Below are 23,788 nucleotides of genomic sequence, written 5' to 3' on the forward strand. Positions count from 1 at the left end.
AGAATCAAAAACTTGATTCTCTTCATACATTGACAAATATCTATGTTATATTATATTGAACATAGACAATGATCAATGTGAGGTGTCAATATGAATGCAATGGATGTGGCTTTGATATGCAAGGCTTTGGGCGATGCGAACCGGCTGGAAATTGTACAGATGCTGTCGGATGGAGAAAAGTGCGGGTGTAAACTTTTGGAAAGATTTGAAATTACCCAGCCAACTTTATCCCATCATATGAAGATACTGGTAGGATGCGGCCTTGTGAATGATCGTAAGGAAGGAAAATGGCAGCACTATTCTTTGAATTGTGAGACATTGATGAATTACAAACACTTTATAGAATCCCTTACTTGCCTTGGATGCGGTGACGGGGATTGTTGTAAATAATTTAAGGAGAAGTTCAAGTATGAATAAGAAAAAAGTTGCTTTTATATGCGTTCATAATTCATGCAGAAGCCAGATTGCAGAAGCTTTGGGAAAACATCTGGCTTCGGATGTATTTGAAAGTTATTCGGCAGGGACAGAAACGAAACTACAGATTAATCAGGATGCAGTCCGGATTATGAAAGAATTGTATGGAATTGATATGGAAGCAGAAGGACAATATAGTAAGCTGATTGATGAGATACCAGTACCGGATATTGCAATTTCAATGGGTTGTAATGTGGGATGTCCGTTTATCGAAAGACCGTTTGATGATAATTGGGGACTTGAAGATCCAACCGGAAAGAGTGACGAAGAGTTTAAGAAGGTTATTGATGAGATAAGGATGCAAATTTTTATATTGAAACAACGATTGGATGAATTTGAAGAAAACTAAAGAAGTTGAGAAATTGCAGTTGATATTCCACTTATTTTAGGAAATTTAATAACTATTATATTTGATTATCAAATTCTTCGCAAACCCTTGAAAACACTAAGTTTGTAGCAAGTGTACTTTCCCTTACTCTTTCCCTTGTGTTACATTCTCCCATTAGCTTTCATGAACCTTAATATGGGAAAAATTAAGGGAAAGAAAATTTCATAACACAGTATAACATATAACAATAACAACATGGTGAACTGATTGAAATGTTTTCGATATTTAACTCTATAACTGATTATTAAAAAAATGGAGATAAGATACGATGAGAACAATATTTGCAGAATACAATCCACACAGAAACAGCATTGATGTTTATACCAATGCCGGTTATATGCTCCGCATTGACTGTTGGGAAGCTGAGAAGAACTTAAAAACCACTCCTGGATCAGAATGCGCATTAAATACACTTGCTATTGATGAGCCACTTGAATATGCACGATTATATCTTGATGGTAATATGCAAATGTGGGTAGATGCAGAAGATTCTTTGGAATTGTAAACCACAAGTAGCCTGTATGCTTTATTTTACATACAGGCTACTTAATCAAAATCACCATAATTGATCAAGCAAGTTTTTTTAATATACCTCGGAGTCATTTTCGTTCGATCTTTCATCGCTAATAAAATTTCTCTGAAGTGATAGCAGATAACAGATTGGCAGGTTTTTCTAAAAAATAATCTGCTTTTATGTGCTTATTATGACTGCCCCATACTGCTAAAGCAAAATCAATTCCCGCATTTTCCGCACATTTACTGTCATATTTGCTATCTCCGATATAAAGTACTTTCCTATGGTCTGTTTTTGATAATTCCACATATTTCAAAATCGGTGCGGCATTGGGTTTATGTTCCTGTGTATCGTCTGCACATATGATTGTTTTGAAATAATGACTGATACCAAACGGACAAAAATCATGTGTAAATTCTTCCCTTGTCTTTGATGTGACAATCCCCATTTCATAATCCAGACTTAGAAGATTTTTCAATAATTCAACGATTCCGTCAAATACTTTAATGTTATTTGTATAGTTACGCATATTTTTATCCCATAATTCTATCGCATAGGAAGTGTCTTTTATCGCAAGTTTTTTCAAAGCGTCTGTTCCTGTAATCCCTAACGCAAATCTTAGTTCAGAACATGGTATCTCTCTCCCGGACAATCCCTTTATAGTTTCCTGTAAAGAATGTAATACAGCATATTCCGTATCAATCAGAGTGCCGTCAATGTCAAAAACGATATGCTTATACTTCATGCTGCCACCTTTCCCTGTCTGTATCAAAATAACGTATCACCCTGCATGGATTTCCTACTGCAACACAATTAGGCGGGATAGGGCGGGTAACTACACTTCCAGCCCCTATCACGCTGTTTTTTCCTATAGTGACTCCGGGCAGAAGAATACAGCCGCCGCCAATCCAGATATTACTTTCTATTTCTATCGGACGTGCATAGGTTCTAAAAAATGTTGTCTGACGTTCCCTCCAATCCGGCACAAACCTTTTCTGTGGTAAGACAGGGTGTGAAGATGTATAAATCTGCACATTTGACGCAATCAATACCCTGTCGCCAATTCGGATAGTTTTGTTATCCACAAAGGTACAATTCATATTGACGATCACATCATTTCCCCAAAAAATATTTTTTCCATAGTCGCAATGAAAAGGCGTGTCGATTGCCACATTTTCCCCTATTCCGCCCAACAGCTCCCGAAGAATGGAAGTGCGTTTTTCTGTATCTCCATAATCAGAAAAATAATATTTTCGTGTTAATTCCCTTGTGCGGGCAATCTGCTTTAACGTATCGCTGTCCGCTGTTTCCAAAAAATCACTGGATTCGTAATACACAATATCCCCCCCTTAACGAAAACTGTTTTCCATAACGCCCGGAAGCAGGGCATAGATAGAACAGCCAATCTGATCCTCAAACCGTTCTTTAATCTCTAAAATCTTTTTCCATCTGTCTATTGTCGCTGGGTGAACGCCGTATCGCATTGTCACGTCTACAAATCTCTTTTCCAAAAGACAGAACCCCGAAGGCATAGCCAATGCGTCACATAACTGTACAAGACGGTCATAATCATCATATACCGCATTTGCAACAAATTCTTTCATAAACAGGTAATCCTCATCACTGACATCAAACTCTCCGATAGATGTGGCAATATCCTGTATCATAAATGCGTGGGATATACATATTTGTGCGGCTTTTCCCCACCCACGCTCCATACAGTAACGATAGCCGTCTATCAGATGCCTTTCCGAACTCACTCCGGCATAACGTCCAATATCGTGTAACAGCCCGAAAATATACGCCTGTTCAGAAGATAAATCTTTACAGTGTGACGCAATGTTTTTACAGGCTTCGGCTACATACCGGGAATGTTCTGCCCATGCTCCCGGATTGGATTCTGCCGCTTCCCTTAATGCCAGTTCTGCGGTCTGAATGTTCAACTCCATTTTTAACTCCTTTCAAAAGGGCGAGGCTGGAAGATAAACTGTCCAGCCCCTTTATGATGAAATATTTACAGATAAATCAGCAATCCCCGGCATAGTACGAAACAATGTTCATATAGTCCGTTGGATTCGGAACTTCTAAAACAAGCCGCAAACAGTTTTTGTTTTGGGAGTATTGCCGCCACAAACTGCCCTGTATCTTTTCTTCCCCATTGATGTTTTGTTTTTTACCATCCGGGCAGAGCATATTTACTTTGCCGGAACAGCTATTGACCGTATCTAAAAAATTTTTCATGTTCAGAATGTTCAGTTTTACCACTTTGCACTCACCTCCTGTAAATGACGGATTTACTTTACAGGTATCATTATAATGCAAAAGGAATAGAAAAATATTTCTTTTCTGCCCTTATCTATCACTATTCTGCCATTTTCTCCGATATTCTGTGGGTGAACAATGTGTGTATTCTCGAAAAACCTTTCCAAAATAACTGCTACTCCCCAAACCGCACTCATGGCTGATAACGGTAACTGCTTCCTGCCCCTTTGCTAGCATCTGACAGGCAGCTTGCAGACGGTAAGCCTTTATATACTCTACGGGTGTCATGTGCAGACAGTCATGGAACACTCTATAACACTCCCTTTCGCTTAGGTATGCTGCTGCCGCAAGTTCCGGGATAGAGATTTTCTCTCTGTAATGTTCGTGAATATATATCATCATCAGCTTTATTTTATCGTTGCTTTTATTATGTTCCCCCTTTTTTTCACGCATAGGACGGGATAGTTCAAAAAGCATGAGCCATATTTCTGTTAGGGTTTCCCGCAGTTTTATTTCATATCCAAATTCATCACTGGATAAACGAAATGAAGCGGCAAGCAGTTTCAAAATCCTTTCTTCTTCTGCATTGCCTGGAAAAAGCGGAATTACCTCAATCTGTGGGGCTGTTATGATAGGCGCAATATATTTTTGTTCAATCCTGCTTCCCTGTTCCCCGGCAAGTAGGGAAACATCGAAAATATGAAGTAGCTGTATATTCTTTTCTTTCTGCGATATTGCTTTTGTCATATGGAGTACATTGGAATTTACTATGCCGCCGCTTCCAGCCGGAAACAACAGTTTTCCTCCCGGCGTATCATATTCAATGCTACCACTTTCCATATAAAAAAGTTCCACTGTCTTGTGCCAGTGCCACGGTACATAATGTCCGATATACTTGTCAAGTTCTGCCCTTGAAGCGATATAGGGAAAATCTTTTTCAAAACCGGGAAGCAGTTCTTCCTTGCTTCCAGTATAAAATTCAATGCTATGGATATTTTTCATGTCTGTTCACCTGCACATCTGCGATTTTGTATCTGCTTTATGGATTAAATATACTAGAATAGCTCGGTAATTGTCAATCAATCAAAACAGATTCATTTGGAAGATTATAAAAAATAGTGTTAAAAATCAAAGAACAGTTTTCACAGACTCTAAAAATCTGGATAACTAAAAATAAGTATATTTGTTTTGTGAAAAACAGGCAGTTTTACCTGCCCATTTTACTTTAAAAATATCCTCGTTTTTCTCGCCAGTTTTTCACATAACATCGGATTCCGATATAAACCGCATGTACCAGAAGTAGCAACATAATGAGGTTTATCGGAATAATTGATTTTATCCATTTTCCGAAATAGATTATGATAGCTGTACTCATTATCACCACCATGATGCTGATAATATCCCAGCAATATTTCCGGTAGATTTTCCCCACCTGATAGCCAGTCCCGATTATCAGCAATCCCGTTATGATAAATAAAATTCCCATAACAATACTTACAATCAGCCAGTACACAATCCCTGAAATGATACTATTTGAGATTCCACTGCTTAACTGTCCGAAAGAATCTGCACCTGCAACAAATTTTTGAAACAGGCTTAAGATTCCTTTAGCAAACATACTGAAAAAGCTAATACAGTCACTAAAGAAAACTGGAGAAAGGATAGCAGTGAATAGTGTAATGGCTATACTGTACCATGCCAGCAGAAACAGGATACTTTCATAACCAGCCGTCATATTTTTATATTTTTTCTCTAACTGAATTTTACGGTTATCGCATTTTTCTTTTGCTTTTTGGTAAGCAGTGCGGTCACAGTTATCGCATTTCTCATAGGGCACTTTTTTCTCAACAGCTACCTCTGTTGTCTTTTGGTGTGTCTGTGCATAGCGTTTTGCCTGTTCCGCTTTTTCATACCTAAATTTCCATGCCACGACTTCTGCGTCGGCTCTTTTCCTGCTGTCTGTCTCGTTGGCTAATTGTTCTTCTATTTTCCTTAATCTTGTCCGCAATGCTTCGATATTCTCGACTCTGTTTTCGCTGTTCAATTTCTCGTTCAAGGTCAGCGATCTGTTTAGCTGCCTGTTCAGTTCCATAATCATCTGGTCTTTCTGATCCAGTTCGTCCTGCATCTGTTCTGTCATCTGTAGAAGTTCTTCCACTTGACCGACGTTCTCTAAGTTTACGCATTCTCGCATCTATATCCCTCACTTTCTCTATCTGCTGTTTAAGGTCAGTAATTCTCTGCTCTGTTTCAGCAATAAGCTGTTCTCGTTGTTCAGCTTCTGCGTTAATTCCTGCCATTGCTGATTCTCGGTTTCCAACTGTTCGATTCTGTTTTTCTGCTGTTCGATCTGGGAAAGCAGTTCTTCTGTATCTGGCAAAAGATTCAGCAGTCCGGATAACTCGCTGTTTAATATCTGCAAACTCTGGTTCTGCTCCTGAAAGGACAGAAGCTGTCTGTCTTTTTCCTGTAATTCCTGTACCATCTCTGCCATAAGGTTCTGCTGTTCCTCGATCTGGTTTATCATTGATTCCATCATGGGAATGACTTCCCGGCTTTCTTCTAATGTCATTTAACAAAAGTTAGCAAGAATTCTCCTTCCTCTACAGGTGGGAGATGAATTGCAGAAAAAGAAAAACAGAACACTTGTTCTATGATACGAAGTGTGGTATACTATAATCAGTCGAAAGAATAGAAAGGACTGATTATATGGACAAAATGGATCATAATGCACACTCAGTATATTTGATGTATTATCATCTGATCATGGTTGTAAAATACCGAAGAAACGTAATAGATGATCCGATTTCGGAACGTGCAAAAGAGATCTGGGAACGTATTGCACCTGATTATGGAATCACACTGGAAGAATGGAATCATGATGTTGATCATGTGCATGTTATGTTTCGGGCACAGCCAAAATCAGAACTCAGCAAATTTATCAATGCGTATAAAAGTGCAAGCAGCCGGTTGTTAAAAAAGGAATATCCACAGATCAGGGAAAGACTTTGGAAGGAAGCATTCTGGAGCCAGAGTTTCTGCCTGTTGACAGCGGGTGGGGCACCGATTGATGTTATCCGTAATTATATCGAGACGCAGGGAGAGAAAAAAAGATGAATATAGCTTACCGTTTTCGGATATATCCAAACAGAGAACAGGAAGTTCTGCTCGCAAAAACATTTGGCTGCTGTCGTTTTTTATATAATCAGATGTTGAATGATAAAATACGGGAATATGATGCATCGAAAAAAATGCTGCGAAATACACCGGCGATGTATAAAAAAGCATATCCATTTTTGAAAGAAGTGGATTCCCTGGCACTTGCAAATGTGCAGATGCATCTGGAAAAGGCATATAAGAGTTTTTTCAGGGATCCGAAGATTGGCTTTCCAAAATTCAAATCAAAGCACAGAAGCAGAAAGAGCTATACGACAAATGTGGTCAATGGAAATATTCAGGAAGAAGATCATCGGATAAAACTTCCAAAATTGAAATGGATCCGTATGAAAAAACATCGGGACATTCCGGCAGAATATTGCCTGAAATCCGTAACAATAAGTATGGAACCGTCCGGAAAGTATTATGCAAGCCTTTTATATGAAAAAACTGACTGTGAAAACCAAGCAGAAGAATTTGATTATGAAAATGCAAAGATACTTGGGATTGACTATGCAATGCATGGGATGGCTGTGTTTTCTGAAGATATACAGAAGGAAAATGAAGGATACTTCAGAAAAAGTGAGGAGCGGCTGGCAAGGGAACAGAGAAAGTTATCCCATTGCGTGAAAGGAAGCAATAATTATTACCGACAGAAAACCCCACTTCAAAATCTGTGATTTAAGTGGTGGGAGCATGTCACTTGAAAATAGCAAGGTGTAAAATAGAAAAACATACACCTTATTTTACACCTTTTGCTGACGATATTATGCAAAAATAAACCAGGTTATGCCAGAAAGCAAAAATTTACAAAGGCTTAAAAAGCCCGAAAAACCAAGAAAAACTAAGAAATGCGAGGTTATGCAACAATGATTAAAGTACTTTTCATCTGCCACGGCAATATCTGCCGAAGCACTATGGCCCAATTCGTTTTCCAAGATATGGTAAATGATCAAGGTCTAAAAGACAAATTTTACATCGACTCTGCCGCAACGAGCAGAGAAGAAATTGGCAATCCGCCACATCATGGAACAGTCAATAAACTAAGACAGGAAGGAATCCCAGTCCTAAAACACCGAGCCATCCAGATGACAAAACAAGATTATGAAGAATATGATTATATCATTGGCATGGATGCATGGAATCTAAGAAATATGAATCGTATCACAGGCGGTGACCCAGATGGAAAAATTCATCTATTATTAGATTATTCCAAACATCCAAGAGACATCGCAGATCCGTGGTATACAGGGAATTTTGATGATACATACAGAGATGTAGTGGAAGGATGCAAAGCATTCTTGGAATATCTAAAACAAGAAGAACTATAAAAAGGAGAAACAAAAATATGAAGGTCGTAATATTAAATGGAAGCCCAAGAAAAGGCGGAAATACAGAAATCATGGCAGAAACATTTGCCAAAGCAGCAGATAAACATGAAGTAGAAATCTTAAATATCGCACCAATGAACATCAAAGGATGTCTAGGGTGTAAATATTGCTATGCACATCAGGGAGAATGTGTGCAGAAAGATGATATGTCAAAAGTCTTAGAAATATTAAAAGATGCAGATATGGTAGTCTTTGCATCTCCAATCTACTGGTTTGACATCACAGCCCAGCTAAAAACTGTTATTGACCGATTATATGCATGTGGAAGTACAGGATTCCATTTCAATAAAACAGCATTATTATTAAACGCAGGAGCAGATCATGTTTTTGATGCAGCGATCGCTCAGTATAAGGCGATGACATCTTACTTAAAATGGGAAGACAAAGGAATCATCACAGCTCCGAACATGGTAGAGAAAGGTACGATGAAAGAATGTCCAGAGCTTGAGAAAGTGAAAGAATTAGCGAAAAATTTATAAGAGAAATTTGAAAATCACTGAAATTCCGTCATATGTTTCCGATACCACAAAGGCATCAGATTCCTCTGACACTGAGAATTTTCTCTTTCTTTAATTCTGATCGTATTGAAAAAGTCTTTCCATAGATCAATAAACGGATCGTCTGTTTTTACTGACAGGCGGTCCATTTCTTCATTTGAAAGTGTTGTCAGATAATAATCCTGATCAGCAGGATGAACAACTGCAATAAAACGTTGATCATCAATGATCATCCAATTCTCCGAAGGAAGACGGTCAGAAAAGTGAGGGGCCACTAAGGTTAATACATTACTCTTTGGTTCAATATGACTCACTAGCACATTTCCAGGCATATTTGCAAAACGGATAAATTCAATATGTGAATGAGCTTCATTTCCAACCTTGCGTTTCAATTCAAACATCCGCATAACCACAGGTTCCTGAAGAAAATCCACAACATGAGCACCATAATGGAATCCAGCAACCATAAAACGATAAATCGTATCTAATTTATCCTCGGCATCAGACATTGCAGCTTCATAGATCATAATATAAGCCTGATAAGAAATCTTACTCTTGATAGAACGAACGACACTGCCAGTTTTCTCCGGATCAGCATCCACATGCCGATAATCACAGAATAATTCCAGATTCCCAATCGGTTCTGTCTTCAATTTAATATTGGAATGACCAAGTCTTGATGCCCAGGCCTCATAAACACAAGTCATCATCGCATCAAAATTATCTTCACAGGTAAAAACAGTCATAATAGCCTCCAGAATACAAAAAATAACGAAAATTACATCTGCCCAAACAAGGTTTTCGAAGAATCTTCTATAGTAACTTCTGACTGGAAATTAAAATCATCAAACAAAGAAAGCTGACGGTAAGTCTGTGGATGATCGATCGCCCAGTTTTGTTTTGCATCCTCACCGATCAGCTGTCTGGTAATAAAATCTTCCTCAATCGGTATCCGATACATCATCTTTCCACTACAAGTAATAAAATATTTCGCACGTTTTAACACAACGCCCATCTTTTTCAAATGTTCAAAATTAAGAGTACCATGTCTACGAGCCTTTACAATACGGAACGCAGACTTTGTACCAATCCCAGGAACACGAAGTAACACATCATAAGAAGCGCGGTTGATCTCAACCGGATAAATATCCAGATGGCGAAGCGCCCAGTCACACTTCGGATCAAGCATCGTATTAAAATTCGGCCGGTCCACAGAAAGCAATTCATCTGCTTTGAATCCATAGAAACGAAGCAGCCAGTCAGCCTGATACAGACGATGTTCACGAAGAAGCGGCGGTGCAGTTCCAAGAGCTGGCAGATTAGAGTCTTCATTTAACGGAACATAAGCCGAATAAAACACACGCTTTAAATCATACTGCTGATATAACTTCTGTGTTGTCGATAAAAGCTGCAGATCACTTTCCCCAGTCGCACCAATGATCATCTGTGTACTCTGACCAGCAGGAACAAAAGGAGTTGGTTTCCCATTGTTTTGTAGACGCAAAGTACTCTTAAGGGAAGGATCTGCAAGCGTCAATGGGGAAGAACCAGTCTGAATCCGCTGATAAGGATTTTCATGAAAGATCGTATGTTTCAAGTATTTGTTACTTCTAGAGCGTTCCATGGAAGCATCTTTCCCGATCATTAAACGATGATCTACAATCCCGTTTTGAATTTGACGGATTGGAGCAACGAGTTTCTTTGGATTCTTATGAGGTGCCAGTTTCTTAAGTCCATCAATCGTAGGAAGTTCTAAATTCACACTCATACGATCGACAAGATATCCCATGTTTGTGATCAACTCATCTGAAGCTCCAGGAATCGCTTTCACATGGATATATCCATTAAAATGATACTTTGTACGGAGCAGATAAATCGCCTGATACATCAATTCCATTGTATACGTTGGACTCTTCACAATCCCAGAGCTTAAAAATAGGCCCTCAATATAATTTCTTCGATAAAATTCCACAACAAGCGTACAGATCTCTTCTGGAGTAAATGTTGTACGAACCCTGTCATTACTTACTCGGTTTAGACAATACTTACAATCATAAATACATTCATTGCTAAGTAAGATCTTAAGCAAAGACACACAGCGCCCATCCGAAGAAAAACTATGACAGATTCCAGCAGCCTCTGTATTCCCGAGCATTCCTTTCTTTCCACGGCGGGAAGAACCACTGGAAGTACAGGCGACATCGTATTTTGCTGCATCAGCTAAAATCTTCAGTTTTTTATTTAAAGATAAACCTTTTGATGAGATTTCCATATCAAACAGCTCCTTTCGAATGTATGTTCTAGTTTAACATAAATAAACGTAATTTACAAATTGTATTTTGATCTGATCATCATATATATTTGAAAAAAACCACCACATTAGTGACCATTAAGATCATAAATGTGATGGTTTTTTTCTAGCCAAGAATCTTCTTATTCGATACAGCTGCATCCTGATAAGAATATGACTTGGTTGTCAGAGATTCTAAAATCTGCTCAGGATGAACAATGGCATCTTCTAAAGATGTGACATAAAGCTTTTTATTACCGAAGCGGGAAGCTTCGTCGATCGCAACATCAGCAGCGATCACAATATAATCAGCTTCATCGATCTGTTCAGGGGAAAACTGATTTTGAATTCCCATAGCTCCCTGTGTTTCCACAGAAAGGTCAACGCCAAGTTTCTTACCTGCCTGTTCTAGTTTCTCTGCCGCAACATAGGTTTGAACCATTCCAGTCGGGCATTTTGTTACACACAAAATTTTCATGAAATCCTCCAATCGTATGTTACTCCTTCTTGATAGTCAGTATAGCATGAGATAGTAGAAAAGGAAAAGTAGAATGATAGAAAAAATAGTTTTTGTTAAAAGTGCATAGAAATAAAGTGAAAATATTGTTAATATTGACCATAAACAACAACTTGTAAAGAGGACCGTACAAGTTTTAAAATGAGAACCATAAGGAAGGAGGATGTCAAACATGGGAAAGAACAAAGGAGAAATGAAATATCACACATTAAAGGAATCACTGAAGAATGATATTTTATCTGGTGTCTATCAACCGGGAGATAAGATGCCGTCAGAGAATCAACTAGTACAGGAATATGATCTTAGCCGCCATACCGTACGTAAGGCGCTGTCAATTCTGGAAGAAGAAGGTTATATCATTGCAGTTCATGGAAAGGGAACGTTTTGTACAGAACGGGCACTTCATAAAAAGGAATCAAAGAACATTGCAGTGGTTACAACCTATATTTCTGATTATATATTCCCTAGATTGATCCAGGGAATCAACAGTGTCCTTTCCAAAGATGGATACAGCATTATTTTTAAGACAACAGAAAATAGCAGACGAGGAGAGACAGCATGTCTTGAAGATATTCTTACAAAAGATATTGATGGCTTGATCATTGAGCCAAGTAAAAGTGAGATTGTATGCAGACATCCAAAACTTTATGAGAATCTTGATAAATATGAAATTCCCTACATTTTTATTCACGGAGTCTATGAGGAGATGAAAGACAAACCCCACATTCTTATGGACGACTGTAAAGGAGGTTATCTGCTTACAAAATATCTGATCGATATGGGACATCAACATATCGTAGGAGTTTTTAAAGCAGATGATCATCAAGGAAGAGAACGACATAAAGGTTATGTGATGGCACTTCAGGAAGCAGGATATCAATATGATCCAGATATGGTTGTCTGGTTTCATACAGAAGATCGTCAGTTGAAACCAGTAACATCGGTTGTTCAGATGATAAAGGATCAAAGAAAGATGGATGCAGTTGTCTGTTACAATGACCAGATCGCATTTTCAATCATTGGAGGATTGCATCAGATCGGTGTTTCAATTCCAGAAGACTTGTCGATCACAGGATATGATAATTCAATGCTTGCACATCAGCATCCACTTTCTTTAACGACTATTGCTCATCCACAGGAAAAACTTGGCGAGATGGCAGGACAGTTGTTGCTAGAAAAGATACAAGGTGGATCAGACAAAGACATGAAAACAGAGTATTTGATCGAACCGAAATTGGTGATCGGAAACTCATGTAAAAATAGGAATCAAGAATAGATATAAAACTGGGAGGCAAAAAATGGAACTTAAAAAAAATTACAAATTTTGGTTTGCAACAGGATCACAGGATTTATATGGAGATGAATGTTTAAGCCATGTGGCAAAACATGCACAGATCATTGTGCAGAATTTCAATGAAAGTGGTATCTTACCATTTGAAGTTGTATGGAAACCAACATTAATTGATAGTACTTCGATCAGAAGAACATTTGAAGAAGCAAATGCAGATGAAGAATGTGCCGGTGTCATCACATGGATGCACACATTCTCCCCAGCAAAATCATGGATCGCAGGATTACAGGCATTTAAGAAACCATTATTACATCTTCACACACAGTTTAATGAAGAAATCCCATATGACACGATTGATATGGATTTTATGAATGAAAACCAGTCAGCACATGGTGACAGGGAATTTGGACATATCGTAACAAGAATGGGAATCCCAAGAGAAGTTGTTGTTGGATATTATGAATCAAAAGAAGTGAAAGAAAAAATCGCATCTTGGATGAGAAGTGCAGTCGGAATGGTAGAAAGCAAGAATATCCGCGTGGTAAGAATCGCAGATAATATGAGAAATGTTGCAGTTACAGAGGGTGACAAAGTTGAAGCACAGATCAAATTCGGATGGGAAATTGATGCATATCCAGTCAACGAAGTTGTAGATTATGTAAATGCAGTCAGCAAAGGTGATATTGATGCACTGACACAGTTATATTATGAAAAATACAATCTTTTATTAGAGGGCAGAGATCCAATCGAATTTAAGAAACATGTAGAGGTACAGGCAGGAATCGAGATCGGACTGGAAAAATTCTTAAAAGACCATGATTATCAGGCAGTTGTTACACACTTTGGCGATCTTGGTGGATTAAAACAGCTTCCAGGACTTGCGATTCAGAGATTAATGGAAAAAGGTTATGGATTTGGTGCAGAAGGTGACTGGAAGACAGCAGCAATGGTACGACTGATGAAAGTTATGACAGCAGGAAAGAAAGATGCAAAAGGAACATCCTTTATGGAAGATTATACATACAACTTTGTTCCTGGAAAAGAAGGTATCTTAGAGGCTCATATGTTAGAAGTATGCCCAACGATCGCAGATGGTCCTGTTTCTATCAAAGTAAATCCATTATCTATGGGAGATCGTGAAGATCCTGCAAGACTTGTATTTACAGCAAAAGAAGGAGAAGGAATAGCCACTTCTTTGATCGATCTTGGACATCGTTTCCGTCTGATCATTAATAAAGTGGATTGTAAAAAGACAGAAAAACCAATGCCAGAGCTTCCAGTAGCGACGGCATTCTGGACACCAAAACCAGATCTTTATAAAGGAGCAGAGGCATGGATCTTAGCTGGTGGAGCACATCATACAGCATTTTCTTATGATCTTAGTGTAGATCAGATGGTTGCATGGGCAGAGGCTATGGGAATTGAGAGTGTTGTCATTGATGAGAATACAGATATCAGAATATTAAAGAATGAATTAAGATGGAATGAAGTAGTTTATCGTTAGAAAATGGAGGTAGTACCATGGAAACAAAGCAAATGATCGCAGATGGAAAAACAGCATTGGGAATCGAATTTGGATCAACAAGGATTAAAGTTGTACTGATCGACAAAGATCATCATCCGATCGCATCCGGAAGCCATGACTGGGAAAATCGTCTGGAGAATAATATATGGACTTATACATTAGAAGACATCTGGAGTGGACTACAAGACAGTTACCAAAACTTGGTAAATGACGTGAAAGAAAAATATGATATTACACTAACTAAGGTTGGAAGTATCGGATTTAGTGCGATGATGCATGGATATATGGCATTTAATAAAGATGGAGAATTGTTAGTGCCATTCCGAACATGGAGAAATACAATGACAGAAGAAGCTTCTGAGAAATTAACGGAAGCATTTTCTTATCACATTCCTCAAAGATGGAGTATCGCACATCTGTATCAGGCAATTTTAAAAGAAGAAGAACATGTAAAAGATATTGATTATCTGACAACACTGGCAGGATATGTCCATTGGAAATTAACAGGTGAAAAGGTGCTCGGTGTTGGAGAAGCGTCTGGAATGTTCCCAATCGATATCGAAACAAAAGATTATAACCAGACGATGATCAAGACATTTGACAACCTGATCAAAGATAAAAAATTTGGATGGAAATTAGAAAATATCTTACCAAAAGTTTTAATAGCTGGAGATAAAGCGGGTATCTTAAGTGAAGAAGGAGCAAAATTATTAGATCCATCTGGTAATCTGGAAGCTGGAATTCCTTTATGTCCTCCAGAAGGAGATGCAGGAACTGGAATGGTTGCGACAAACAGCGTGACAAGAAAAACAGGAAATGTATCTGCAGGAACAAGTGTTTTTGCAATGATCGTTTTAGAGAAAGAATTAAAGAAAGTTTATGATGAGATTGATCTTGTCACAACGCCATCAGGTGATCTTGTGGGTATGGTACATTGTAATAACTGTACATCAGATCTGAATGCATGGGTCAACTTATTTAAAGAATTTGCACAGAACTTTGGTGTGGAAGATGTAGATATGGATCAGCTTTATGGAACTCTTTACAATAAAGCATTAGAAGGTGACAAGGATTGTGGTGGATTACTTGCATACAACTATTTTTCAGGAGAACATATCACAGGATTTGAAGAAGGAAGGCCATTATTTGTAAGAAAACCAGATAGTAATTTTAATCTTGCAAACTTTATGAGAGTTCATCTATACACAGCACTTGGAGCTTTGAAGACGGGGCTTGATATCTTGATGAAAGAAGAAGATGTCAAAGTTGATAAAATGCTGGGACATGGTGGATTATTCAAAACAGAAGGTGTTGGACAAAAGATCATGGCAGCAGCTGTGAATGCACCAGTATCAGTTATGAAAACAGCTGGAGAAGGTGGTGCATGGGGAATGGCGATCCTTGCAGCCTATATGCTGGATAAAGCAGAAGATGAGACGCTTGATACCTATCTTTCTGACAAAGTATTTGCAGGGGAAGAAGGTACAACGATCGCTCCAGATGAAAAAGATGTGGAAGGCTTTGATGAATTTATCAAACAATATCAAAAAGGTCTTGTACTTGAACGAGTTGCAATTGATGTCATGTAAAAAGGAGACGAAAGATGTTAGAGCAATTAAAAAAAGAAGTCTATGAAGCAAATATGGAACTTCCTAAAAGAGGTCTGATCACATATACATGGGGAAATGTCAGTGGAATTGATAGAGAAAGTGGTTTATTTGTTATTAAACCAAGTGGTGTGGATTATGATAAACTTTCTCCGGAAGATATGGTTGTCATGGATCTTGATGGAAACAGAGTGGAAGGAGATTTAAATCCATCTTCTGATACACCAACGCATATTGAATTATATAAAGCATTCAAAGATTTAGGAGGAATTGTACATACACATTCCCCATGGGCAACATCATGGGCACAGGCAGGGAGAAGCATTCCATGCTATGGAACAACACATGCAGATTACTTCTATGGAGAAATTCCATGTGCAAGAAGCCTCACAAAAGAAGAAATTGAAGAAGCCTATGAGAAGAATACAGGATTGGTGATCATTGAGACATTTAAAGATAAGAATCCAGTTTATGTTCCAGGAGTGCTTTGTACAAATCATGGACCATTTACATGGGGAGCTGATGCAGCCGAGGCAGTTCATAATGCCGTTGTCTTAGAAGAAGTCGCAAAGATGGCATACCGTTGCGAGCATTTAAATCCAGAAGCAAAGCCAGCACCACAATATCTGCAGGATAAACATTTCTTCAGAAAACATGGGGCAAATGCTTACTATGGCCAAGGCAAATAATGAAAATGGATCAATAAAGATATCAGATAAAATTTAAAAGAAAGTGTTGTAAAATGATGAAAGTAAAAATGATCGAAAAAAGACAAAATGGAGTCTGCTTATTTGAATTACAAAATGATGAGATAAAAGTGATCACGAGTAACCTTGGTTGTCATATTTTATCTGTGTTCACAAAAGACAGAGATGGAAATTATGGAGATGTCGTTCTTGGATATCAAGATGTGGAAGATTGTCATAAAGATGATAAATTTTTAGGATGCATCATCGGACGTGTTGCAAACAGAATTGCAAATGGAGAGTTTCAGTTGAATGGAAAGACCTATAAACTTGCAGTAAATTCCGGACCGAATACGCTTCATGGTGGTATAAATGGATTTAATCAGAAGATTTTTAACTATGAGATTTTAGAAGATGGAATCCGTTTTATCTATCTTTCTCCAGATATGGAAGAAGGATTTCCAGGAAGTCTTTATTTAAAGATAGTATATCGTCTATCTGGAAATGAATTAAAGATGGAATATGAAGCAATGTCAGATCAAGACACACTGATCAATATAGCCAATCATTCCTATTTTAATCTTTCAGCAAAAGACAGTAAGATCTATGATCATCAATTGATGATCAAATCAGATCAGATTGCATGTGCAGATGAGAATGGCCTTCCAACAGGTGAGTTTTTGGATGTAGAGAATACACCATTTGATTTTAAAAGTTTTCATGAGATTGGAGAACGGATTCATGATGATGATGAACAGTTGAAATTTGTTGGAGGCTATGATCATTGTTTTATGTTAAAGGATGAGAAAGATCAGGCAGTCTTATATGATAAAGAAAGTGGACGAAAATTAACGATCACAACAACACTTCCATGCATGCAGTTATATGCAGGAAACTTTCTGGCAGGAGGAAGTGATGGTAAATTTGGAAAACCATATGAGAACAGAGATGGTGTTGCATTAGAACCACAATTCTTGCCTAATTCTATGAATATAGAGAAAAAGCCAAGAGTTATCTTAAGAAAAGACGAAGAGTATGAAGCAGTGACAACATACCGATTTGAAACAGAATAATATAGATTGAAATTAAAAAATAAGAATCATATCCATACAATATCCCCTTCCCCTTTTTATTTGTATGGATATATTCTTGTTTATTTCTGGAATATAATTCTATAAGAGAGTATAATAATATTTTAGAAAAGAGGAAGGTAATATGATCAAAGTATTTTTAGTAGAAGATGAAAAGATCATTCGTAAGAGTATAAAGAATAACGTAAAATGGGAAGAAAATGGTTTTGAATTTGCGGGAGAAGCACCAGATGGTGAGATGGCTCTTCCAATGATCGAAAAACTACATCCAGATATCGTGATCACAGATATCAAGATGCCATTTATGGATGGACTTGAATTAAGTGATATCTTAAAGAAAAAAATGCCCAAAATACAGATCATCATACTTTCTGGATATGGGGAGTTTGACTATGCAAAAGAAGCGATCAAGATCGGTGTAACAGATTATCTGACCAAACCAGTAACTGGTGAGCAGTTATTAGAAGCACTAAATAAAGTAAAACAAAAGCTTGATAAGAAAAAAAGACAGGAAGAAGATATAAAAAAAATACAAAAAAATATAAAAACACAAATGAAAAATATGAGATATCAATTTTTCGGGAATCTGATTCGTGGAAAGATATCTGTATCTAAATTAATGGAACAAGGGAATGAACTTGGAATAGATCTTATGGCACCGGCATACAATTTTATGTTATTTAAAATATTTTCAAAGAATGAGAATGATACAGAGGCAGTATATGATCTTCGTACCAAAGAAGATGCGATCGTAGAAGAAGTAAGTAGCCAGTTTGAAAATATGATTGTTTTTCACCGTGTAACAGAGGGCTATATTTTAATGATCAAGGCACAGAATAAAGAGGAAACCATACAAGTGGCAAAAGATTATGTTGCATCATTGACAAAGCGTATGAAAAAAGAGAAAGAACTACAATGGTTTGCAGGGATTGGACATGCAGTGGAACGATTACATAACCTTTCGGAATCTTACGACAGTGCAAGCAAGGCTTTTGCATACCAGTATCAGTCTTCTGGGAATGAAGCGGTGTTTTTTGATAAATTAGATAATGAAAAGATAGAAAGAGCAGAAGATCTGCAACAAGTAGATTTTACCAAAGTAAATTCAGAATCGCTGGAAGAGTTTTTGAAAAATGGAAAAGAAGAAGCTGTACATTTATTTGTAGAGGATTATACTAAGACATTAGGAAAATCTAATATGGATTCCTTTATGTTTTGTCAGTATATGCTGATCAATATACAGGTAGGTGTTATGAAATTCGTTGAGAAAATGGGAGTTGAGAAAGCAAATATCGATCGCACGTTTAAGGATTACAAACAACAGATCGCTGCAGTTTCAACAGGAGAGAAAGCAGCGGAGTATATCGAAGAACTTATCAGACAAGCGATCAGAATGCGAAATGAAAGATTAGGGAAGAAACATTCTTCATTGATAACGGAGGCAAAAGAATTTATTGTGAAAAATTATCAAGAAGAAACATTATCGTTGAGTGATGTTGCAGATCAGGTTGGATTAAGCAGCAGTCATTTTAGTACAACGTTTAAACAAGAAACAGGGAAATCTTTTGTGGAATTTTTGACATCAGTCAGAATGGATAAAGCAAAAGAAATGCTTTGTTTTACAGATATGAAGGCATCACAGATCAGCTATGAAGTGGGATATAAGGACCCACATTACTTTAGCTACCTGTTTAAAAAAACGCAAGGATGTACTCCGAGTGAATATAGATCAAGGAGGATGTAATGAAAAAATATGTGAGAGAATCTATTGCTCGATTTCGGAAGTTCTCAATAGAAAAAAAACTAAAATGGTTAAGGATGGTCGTGATAATTCCTGCGTTAGTGGGGATTATCACGCTTCTTGTTATCATGATAAATTTTAATGAAAGCTATAATGAGGCGGTAAAAAATGTATCAGTAGCTAGCAAGTTTAATTTCTCATTTTCAGAAGATATGGATTATAAAATGTATCGTATTGTTATCGGTGCAGAGAGTTTTGATGCGATGAAACCATATGAGGAGATTAAGGAAGCGAAGGAGCTGGTAAAGGAACTGAATAAAAATGCTGTAACAGATGAAAGTAAATTAAGAACGAGACAGATAGGAAAACTGTTGGATAATCTGAAGATTTCCATTGAAGAAATTGAACATTCAGATCTAAAAAACGATTATATGGAAAATAATCAGAGATTAAGATTAAATGTGAATGTATTTACAGAGATCATTAAAGAAAAAGTATCCGAATACATTTACTATGAGATTGGGAATATGGAGAGTATGCGTGTAAAACTGGAAAAAGAAATCATGCATACGATCACGATCACATTGATCGCTGTATTGTTTTTGTCTCTGATAACATGGAAATTATCGAAATTGATTTCGCAAAGCATTAGTTATCCAGTCAGACAGTTATGTGAGATGACAAAGGAAGTGGCGCAGGGAAATTTTGATGTACATGGACCTCAAAATACAACAGAAGAGCTGCAGATCTTAACAAATAATTTCGAACATATGGCACAAAAGGTAGAGAGATTGATCGAAGATGTAAAAGTAGAACAACAAAATCTTCGAAAAAAAGAGCTGCAGTTACTACAAGAGCAGATTAATCCACATTTCCTTTATAATACATTGGATACGATCATGTGGCTTGCCATTGATCATCAGGATGACAAAGTGGTAGAAATGGTAGCTGCCTTGTCTGGCTTTTTCCGTACAAGTTTAAGTCACGGAGAAGATAAGATAACGATCAGGGAAGAATTAGAGCATGTTGAAAATTATTTAAAGATACAACAATTAAGATACGGGGATATTATGGAATATTCTATTGATGTCCCAGATGAGATCAAGAAAAATGATATTGTAAAGATCACTTTACAGCCATTAGTAGAAAATGCATTATATCATGGATTGAAAAAACAAAGAGAAAAAGGAATGATAAAGATTTCCAGTGTAGATGATGAAAATAATATATTCCTGATTGTTGAAGATAATGGAGTTGGTATGCAGCCTGAGCAGGTAGTTCAGATCAATAAAGAAATGTATGAAGATATATGGGTAAACAGGACAACAGGGTTTGGAATTGCAAATGTAAATCGGCGGATTAAATTATATTATGGAGAAGAATATGGGTTGATCCTTGAAAGTGAACCAGATATTGGAACTAAGGTGATCGTAGTTGTACCGAAGACTAGACAAGCAGAGAAAAAATAATCAAAAATCAAAAAAATTCAAACAATTATCAAAAAAAATCAAACTTTAAACAGACAAGATAAAAATTTCATAAAATAATCCACCGAATGCAAAAGAAATTGCATTGAAAGAAATACAATTTCAAGTAAAATATAACTTGTAATTAAGGAAAACGAAAAAATTAAAAAAGAAAAAGGAGGAAATCATAATGAGAAGAAGTATTAAGAAGGTGGCTGCAGGTTTACTTGCAACAATGATGATCGGAACAATGCTTACTGGTTGTGGTGGAGGAAACAAGAAAGACAGTGGTTCTTCAAAGAAGGAAACTTCAGAGATCAACATCGGATTTTCACAGGTTGGAGCTGAGAGTGATTGGCGTGTAGCGAATACAAAGTCTATGAAATCTGAATTAACAGCAAAGAACGGATTTAAATTATCATTTGCAGATGCTCAGCAGAAACAGGAAAATCAGACAAAAGCGGTCAGAGAATTTATCACACAGGGTGTTGATGTGATCGCAATCGCACCTGTAACAGAAACAGGTTGGGAAACAGTTTTAAAAGAAGCAAAGAAAGCTGACATTCCAGTTATCACAGTTGACCGTCAGATCAAAACTTCTGATGATTCACTGATCACAGCATGGGTTGGATCAGACTTCAAAAAAGAAGGTGTGAAAGCGGCTGAATGGTTAATTAAAGAAAAGGGAAAAGAAAAAGGTGACGTAAACATCGCTGTATTACAGGGAACGATTGGTTCTTCTGCAGAAATCGGACGTACAAAAGGATTTAAAGAAGGAATCAAAGATCAGAAAAACTTCAAGATCATTGCTTCTCAGACAGGAGAATTTACACAGGCAAAAGGTCAGGAAGTTATGGAATCTTTCTTAAAACAGAACAAAGACATTGATGTTGTAGTAGCACAGAATGATAACATGGCATTCGGAGCAATCGATGCATTAAAAGCAGCAGGAAAAACACCTGGTAAAGACGTAACGATCATTTCTTTCGATGCGATCAAAGCAGCATTAAAGAAAGTTCAGTCTGGAGAGATCAATGCTGAATTTGAATGTAACCCACTTCATGGACCTCGTGTAGCTGAATTAGCTAAGAAGATCATGAAAGGTGAAAAAGTAGATAAGATCCAGTATGTAGATGAGCAGGTATTTACAAAAGATAATACTACAAAAGAAGTTATTAACAAACGTGCATATTAATAAACATTGTTGAAAATCCCCTTAAGTACACACATGTAACTATTAACAATCATACTACAAATAAAGATTGCAGGCTCTGGGTCAGAACAATCTGACTTATCCTGTAATTTTTATACCAAAAATCAGGGCATTTTCATTAAAATCGGCTCAAAAATCATGAAAAGAAAGGAGAATTGTCATGAGTGATGAAAAGAAGACAGTTCTATCCATGCGACATATTAATAAAACATTCCCGGGAGTGAAAGCACTGTCCGATGCACAGCTTACATTGAGAGAAGGAGAGATTCATGCCTTAATGGGAGAAAATGGTGCAGGAAAATCTACACTGATCAAAGTTCTTACAGGAGTTGAGGAATTTGAGACAGGTGAGATCATCATGGATGGAAAAAGTATTATTAACACATCCCCTCAAGAAGCGGGAAACAATGGAATCAGCACCGTTTATCAGGAAGTAAACCTGTGTCCGAATCTAACGGTAGCAGAAAATATCTTTATCGGAAGAGAACCAATGAAAATGGGGAGGATCGACTGGAAGACGATGAATACACAGGCACAGAAGATCCTTGATAATCTGGAATTAGAAATTGATGCCACACAGGAATTGGAAAACTATTCCGTAGCGATTCAGCAGATGGTGGCGATCGCAAGAGCAGTTGACATTCAGTCAAAAGTATTGATCCTTGATGAACCAACATCAAGTCTTGATGAAGGAGAAGTTGAGAAATTATTTAAGGTTATGAATATGCTAAAGAAACGCGGAACAGCGATCGTATTCGTAACACACTTTTTGGAACAGGTCTATGCAGTCTGTGACAGGATCACAGTACTTAGGAATGGACATTTTGTAGGCGAATATAAGACAGAAGAGCTTCCAAGATTTAAATTAGTTGCAACAATGATGGGAAAAGAATTTGATGATCTGGCAGACATCAAAGGAAGTGGAACATCATCAAAGAAACAAAGCGACGAAGTTGTGATCGAAGCAAAAGGTCTTTATCATAAAGGAACGATCAAACCATTTGACATTAAGATCCATAAAGGAGAAGTTGTTGGATTATCTGGATTATTAGGATCTGGACGTTCTGAACTTGTAAGAGCGATTTATGGAGCAGATAAACCAGATGGAGGAGAATTATATGTCAAAGGAGAAAAATTAGATGTCAAAGCACCAATTGATGCAATGCATAAAGGAATGGCATATTGTCCGGAAGATCGTAAAGTAGAAGGAATCATTGCAGATCTTTCTGTAAGAGAAAACATGATTTTGGCACTTCAGGCAAAACGAGGAATGTTCAAACTGATGAGCAGAAAAGAACAGGAAGAGTTGACAGATAAGTATATTAAGATGCTGCAGGTTAAGACAGCAAGCAGAGAAACACCGATCAAATCATTAAGTGGTGGTAATCAGCAGAAAGTAATCCTCGGAAGATGGCTGATGACAGAACCAGATTTCCTGATCCTTGATGAACCAACCAGAGGTATTGATGTTGGAACAAAGACAGAGATTCAGAAATTAGTCGTAAAACTTGCAAATGAAGGAATGTCTGTTGTATTTATTTCATCCGAAGTAGAAGAAATGCTTCGTACCGTGACTCACATGGGAATCTTACGAGATGGTGAGAAAGTCGGAGAATTGGAAGAGAGTGAATTATCACAGGAAAATGTAATGAAAGCAATCGCAGGAGGTGACAAATAAT

Annotated in this window: 26 protein-coding genes; 16 read left to right on the top strand and 10 right to left on the bottom strand. The window is 37.3% G+C overall.

The window, feature by feature from the left end:
- Positions 1–90 precede the first annotated feature (90 nt).
- The 3 genes from OCV53_RS04185 to OCV53_RS04195 all read left to right on the top strand — a co-directional run bounded on the left by OCV53_RS04185 (position 91) and on the right by OCV53_RS04195 (position 1,367).
- The gene (locus OCV53_RS04185) at positions 91–390 is read left to right on the top strand and encodes an ArsR/SmtB family transcription factor (protein WP_055196672.1); all 300 of its coding nucleotides are present in this window, start codon (positions 91–93) and stop codon (positions 388–390) included.
- A gap of 19 nt (positions 391–409) precedes the next feature.
- Positions 410–823 (top strand): arsenate reductase ArsC, encoded by a 414-nt coding sequence (locus OCV53_RS04190; RefSeq protein WP_005330974.1) that lies wholly within the window; start codon positions 410–412, stop codon positions 821–823.
- 307 nt (positions 824–1,130) lie between these two features.
- Positions 1,131–1,367 (top strand): DUF6061 family protein, encoded by a 237-nt coding sequence (locus tag OCV53_RS04195; protein ID WP_055196673.1) that lies wholly within the window; start codon positions 1,131–1,133, stop codon positions 1,365–1,367.
- Between the two features lie 118 nt (positions 1,368–1,485).
- Here the strand turns inward: OCV53_RS04195 and OCV53_RS04200 are convergent, their stop codons facing one another.
- The 7 genes from OCV53_RS04200 to OCV53_RS04230 form a co-directional block, all read right to left on the bottom strand.
- Positions 1,486–2,121 carry an HAD family hydrolase gene (locus tag OCV53_RS04200; protein WP_016304801.1) on the bottom strand — a complete coding sequence of 212 codons (636 nt, stop codon included), beginning with the start codon at positions 2,119–2,121 and terminating at the stop codon, positions 1,486–1,488.
- Positions 2,111–2,713, bottom strand: a complete 603-nt coding sequence (locus tag OCV53_RS04205) for a sugar O-acetyltransferase (RefSeq protein WP_055196674.1) — start codon at positions 2,711–2,713, stop codon at positions 2,111–2,113. The genes OCV53_RS04200 and OCV53_RS04205 overlap by 11 nt, the downstream gene beginning before the upstream one ends.
- A 12-nt stretch (positions 2,714–2,725) precedes the next feature.
- Entirely contained in the window at positions 2,726–3,325 is a 600-nt protein-coding gene (locus OCV53_RS04210; RefSeq protein ID WP_019162948.1) for an HDOD domain-containing protein, read from the bottom strand.
- A 76-nt stretch (positions 3,326–3,401) separates the two neighbouring features.
- Entirely contained in the window at positions 3,402–3,641 is a 240-nt protein-coding gene (locus OCV53_RS04215) for a hypothetical protein (RefSeq protein ID WP_016304805.1), read from the bottom strand.
- A gap of 87 nt (positions 3,642–3,728) precedes the next feature.
- Positions 3,729–4,640: an AraC family transcriptional regulator gene (locus tag OCV53_RS04220; protein ID WP_016304806.1), complete on the bottom strand. Its 912-nt coding sequence runs from the start codon at positions 4,638–4,640 to the stop codon at positions 3,729–3,731.
- 223 nt (positions 4,641–4,863) lie between these two features.
- A complete protein-coding gene (locus OCV53_RS04225; RefSeq protein ID WP_055196675.1) occupies positions 4,864–5,568 on the bottom strand; it encodes a DUF6040 family protein in 705 nt (234 codons plus the stop codon).
- On the bottom strand, positions 5,552–6,217 hold the full coding sequence (locus OCV53_RS04230) for a hypothetical protein (RefSeq protein ID WP_242852110.1): 666 nt from the start codon (positions 6,215–6,217) through the stop codon (positions 5,552–5,554). The genes OCV53_RS04225 and OCV53_RS04230 overlap by 17 nt, the downstream gene beginning before the upstream one ends.
- Before the next feature lie 130 nt (positions 6,218–6,347).
- On the opposite strand from OCV53_RS04230, the gene tnpA reads away from it, so the two are divergent.
- From tnpA to OCV53_RS04250, 4 genes are all read left to right on the top strand, one after another.
- Positions 6,348–6,755, top strand: a complete 408-nt coding sequence (tnpA, locus tag OCV53_RS04235) for an IS200/IS605 family transposase (RefSeq protein ID WP_055196676.1) — start codon at positions 6,348–6,350, stop codon at positions 6,753–6,755.
- Positions 6,752–7,474, top strand: coding sequence for an RNA-guided endonuclease TnpB family protein (locus OCV53_RS04240; protein WP_055196677.1), 723 nt, complete (start codon positions 6,752–6,754; stop codon positions 7,472–7,474). Before tnpA ends, OCV53_RS04240 begins: the two co-directional genes overlap by 4 nt.
- Before the next feature lie 189 nt (positions 7,475–7,663).
- Positions 7,664–8,125, top strand: coding sequence for a low molecular weight protein-tyrosine-phosphatase (locus OCV53_RS04245; protein WP_081019984.1), 462 nt, complete (start codon positions 7,664–7,666; stop codon positions 8,123–8,125).
- Positions 8,126–8,142: 17 nt separating this feature from the next.
- Positions 8,143–8,664 carry a flavodoxin family protein gene (locus OCV53_RS04250; protein ID WP_055196678.1) on the top strand — a complete coding sequence of 174 codons (522 nt, stop codon included), beginning with the start codon at positions 8,143–8,145 and terminating at the stop codon, positions 8,662–8,664.
- 14 nt (positions 8,665–8,678) lie between these two features.
- Here OCV53_RS04250 and OCV53_RS04255 read toward each other — a convergent pair whose 3' ends face one another.
- The 3 genes from OCV53_RS04255 to OCV53_RS04265 all read right to left on the bottom strand — a co-directional run bounded on the left by OCV53_RS04255 (position 8,679) and on the right by OCV53_RS04265 (position 11,450).
- Positions 8,679–9,428: a TIGR03915 family putative DNA repair protein gene (locus OCV53_RS04255; RefSeq protein ID WP_055196679.1), complete on the bottom strand. Its 750-nt coding sequence runs from the start codon at positions 9,426–9,428 to the stop codon at positions 8,679–8,681.
- Between the two features lie 32 nt (positions 9,429–9,460).
- Complete coding sequence (locus tag OCV53_RS04260) at positions 9,461–10,954, bottom strand: putative DNA modification/repair radical SAM protein (RefSeq protein WP_055196680.1); 1,494 nt, start codon at positions 10,952–10,954, stop codon at positions 9,461–9,463.
- 145 nt (positions 10,955–11,099) lie between these two features.
- On the bottom strand, positions 11,100–11,450 hold the full coding sequence (locus OCV53_RS04265) for a PTS fructose transporter subunit IIB (RefSeq protein ID WP_008391950.1): 351 nt from the start codon (positions 11,448–11,450) through the stop codon (positions 11,100–11,102).
- Between the two features lie 211 nt (positions 11,451–11,661).
- On the opposite strand from OCV53_RS04265, the gene OCV53_RS04270 reads away from it, so the two are divergent.
- The 9 genes from OCV53_RS04270 to OCV53_RS04310 all read left to right on the top strand — a co-directional run bounded on the left by OCV53_RS04270 (position 11,662) and on the right by OCV53_RS04310 (position 23,787).
- Positions 11,662–12,765 carry a GntR family transcriptional regulator gene (locus OCV53_RS04270; RefSeq protein ID WP_055196681.1) on the top strand — a complete coding sequence of 368 codons (1,104 nt, stop codon included), beginning with the start codon at positions 11,662–11,664 and terminating at the stop codon, positions 12,763–12,765.
- Between the two features lie 22 nt (positions 12,766–12,787).
- On the top strand, positions 12,788–14,284 hold the full coding sequence (gene araA, locus OCV53_RS04275) for an L-arabinose isomerase (protein WP_055196682.1): 1,497 nt from the start codon (positions 12,788–12,790) through the stop codon (positions 14,282–14,284).
- A gap of 17 nt (positions 14,285–14,301) precedes the next feature.
- Entirely contained in the window at positions 14,302–15,894 is a 1,593-nt protein-coding gene (locus OCV53_RS04280) for a xylulokinase (RefSeq protein ID WP_055196683.1), read from the top strand.
- A gap of 14 nt (positions 15,895–15,908) precedes the next feature.
- Positions 15,909–16,601: an L-ribulose-5-phosphate 4-epimerase gene (locus tag OCV53_RS04285; protein ID WP_022091293.1), complete on the top strand. Its 693-nt coding sequence runs from the start codon at positions 15,909–15,911 to the stop codon at positions 16,599–16,601.
- 53 nt (positions 16,602–16,654) lie between these two features.
- A complete protein-coding gene (locus tag OCV53_RS04290; protein ID WP_055196684.1) occupies positions 16,655–17,671 on the top strand; it encodes an aldose epimerase family protein in 1,017 nt (338 codons plus the stop codon).
- Between the two features lie 142 nt (positions 17,672–17,813).
- Positions 17,814–19,433 (top strand): response regulator, encoded by a 1,620-nt coding sequence (locus OCV53_RS04295; protein ID WP_055196685.1) that lies wholly within the window; start codon positions 17,814–17,816, stop codon positions 19,431–19,433.
- The gene (locus tag OCV53_RS04300; protein WP_055196686.1) at positions 19,433–20,899 is read left to right on the top strand and encodes a sensor histidine kinase; all 1,467 of its coding nucleotides are present in this window, start codon (positions 19,433–19,435) and stop codon (positions 20,897–20,899) included. Before OCV53_RS04295 ends, OCV53_RS04300 begins: the two co-directional genes overlap by 1 nt.
- Positions 20,900–21,086: 187 nt before the next feature.
- Complete coding sequence (locus OCV53_RS04305) at positions 21,087–22,091, top strand: ABC transporter substrate-binding protein (RefSeq protein WP_009204423.1); 1,005 nt, start codon at positions 21,087–21,089, stop codon at positions 22,089–22,091.
- 178 nt (positions 22,092–22,269) lie between these two features.
- On the top strand, positions 22,270–23,787 hold the full coding sequence (locus tag OCV53_RS04310; protein WP_009204424.1) for a sugar ABC transporter ATP-binding protein: 1,518 nt from the start codon (positions 22,270–22,272) through the stop codon (positions 23,785–23,787).
- Position 23,788: the final 1 nt, after the last annotated feature.

This window comes from Anaerostipes amylophilus (genome assembly GCF_025567365.1).
GTDB classification, from domain to species: domain Bacteria; phylum Bacillota; class Clostridia; order Lachnospirales; family Lachnospiraceae; genus Anaerostipes; species Anaerostipes amylophilus.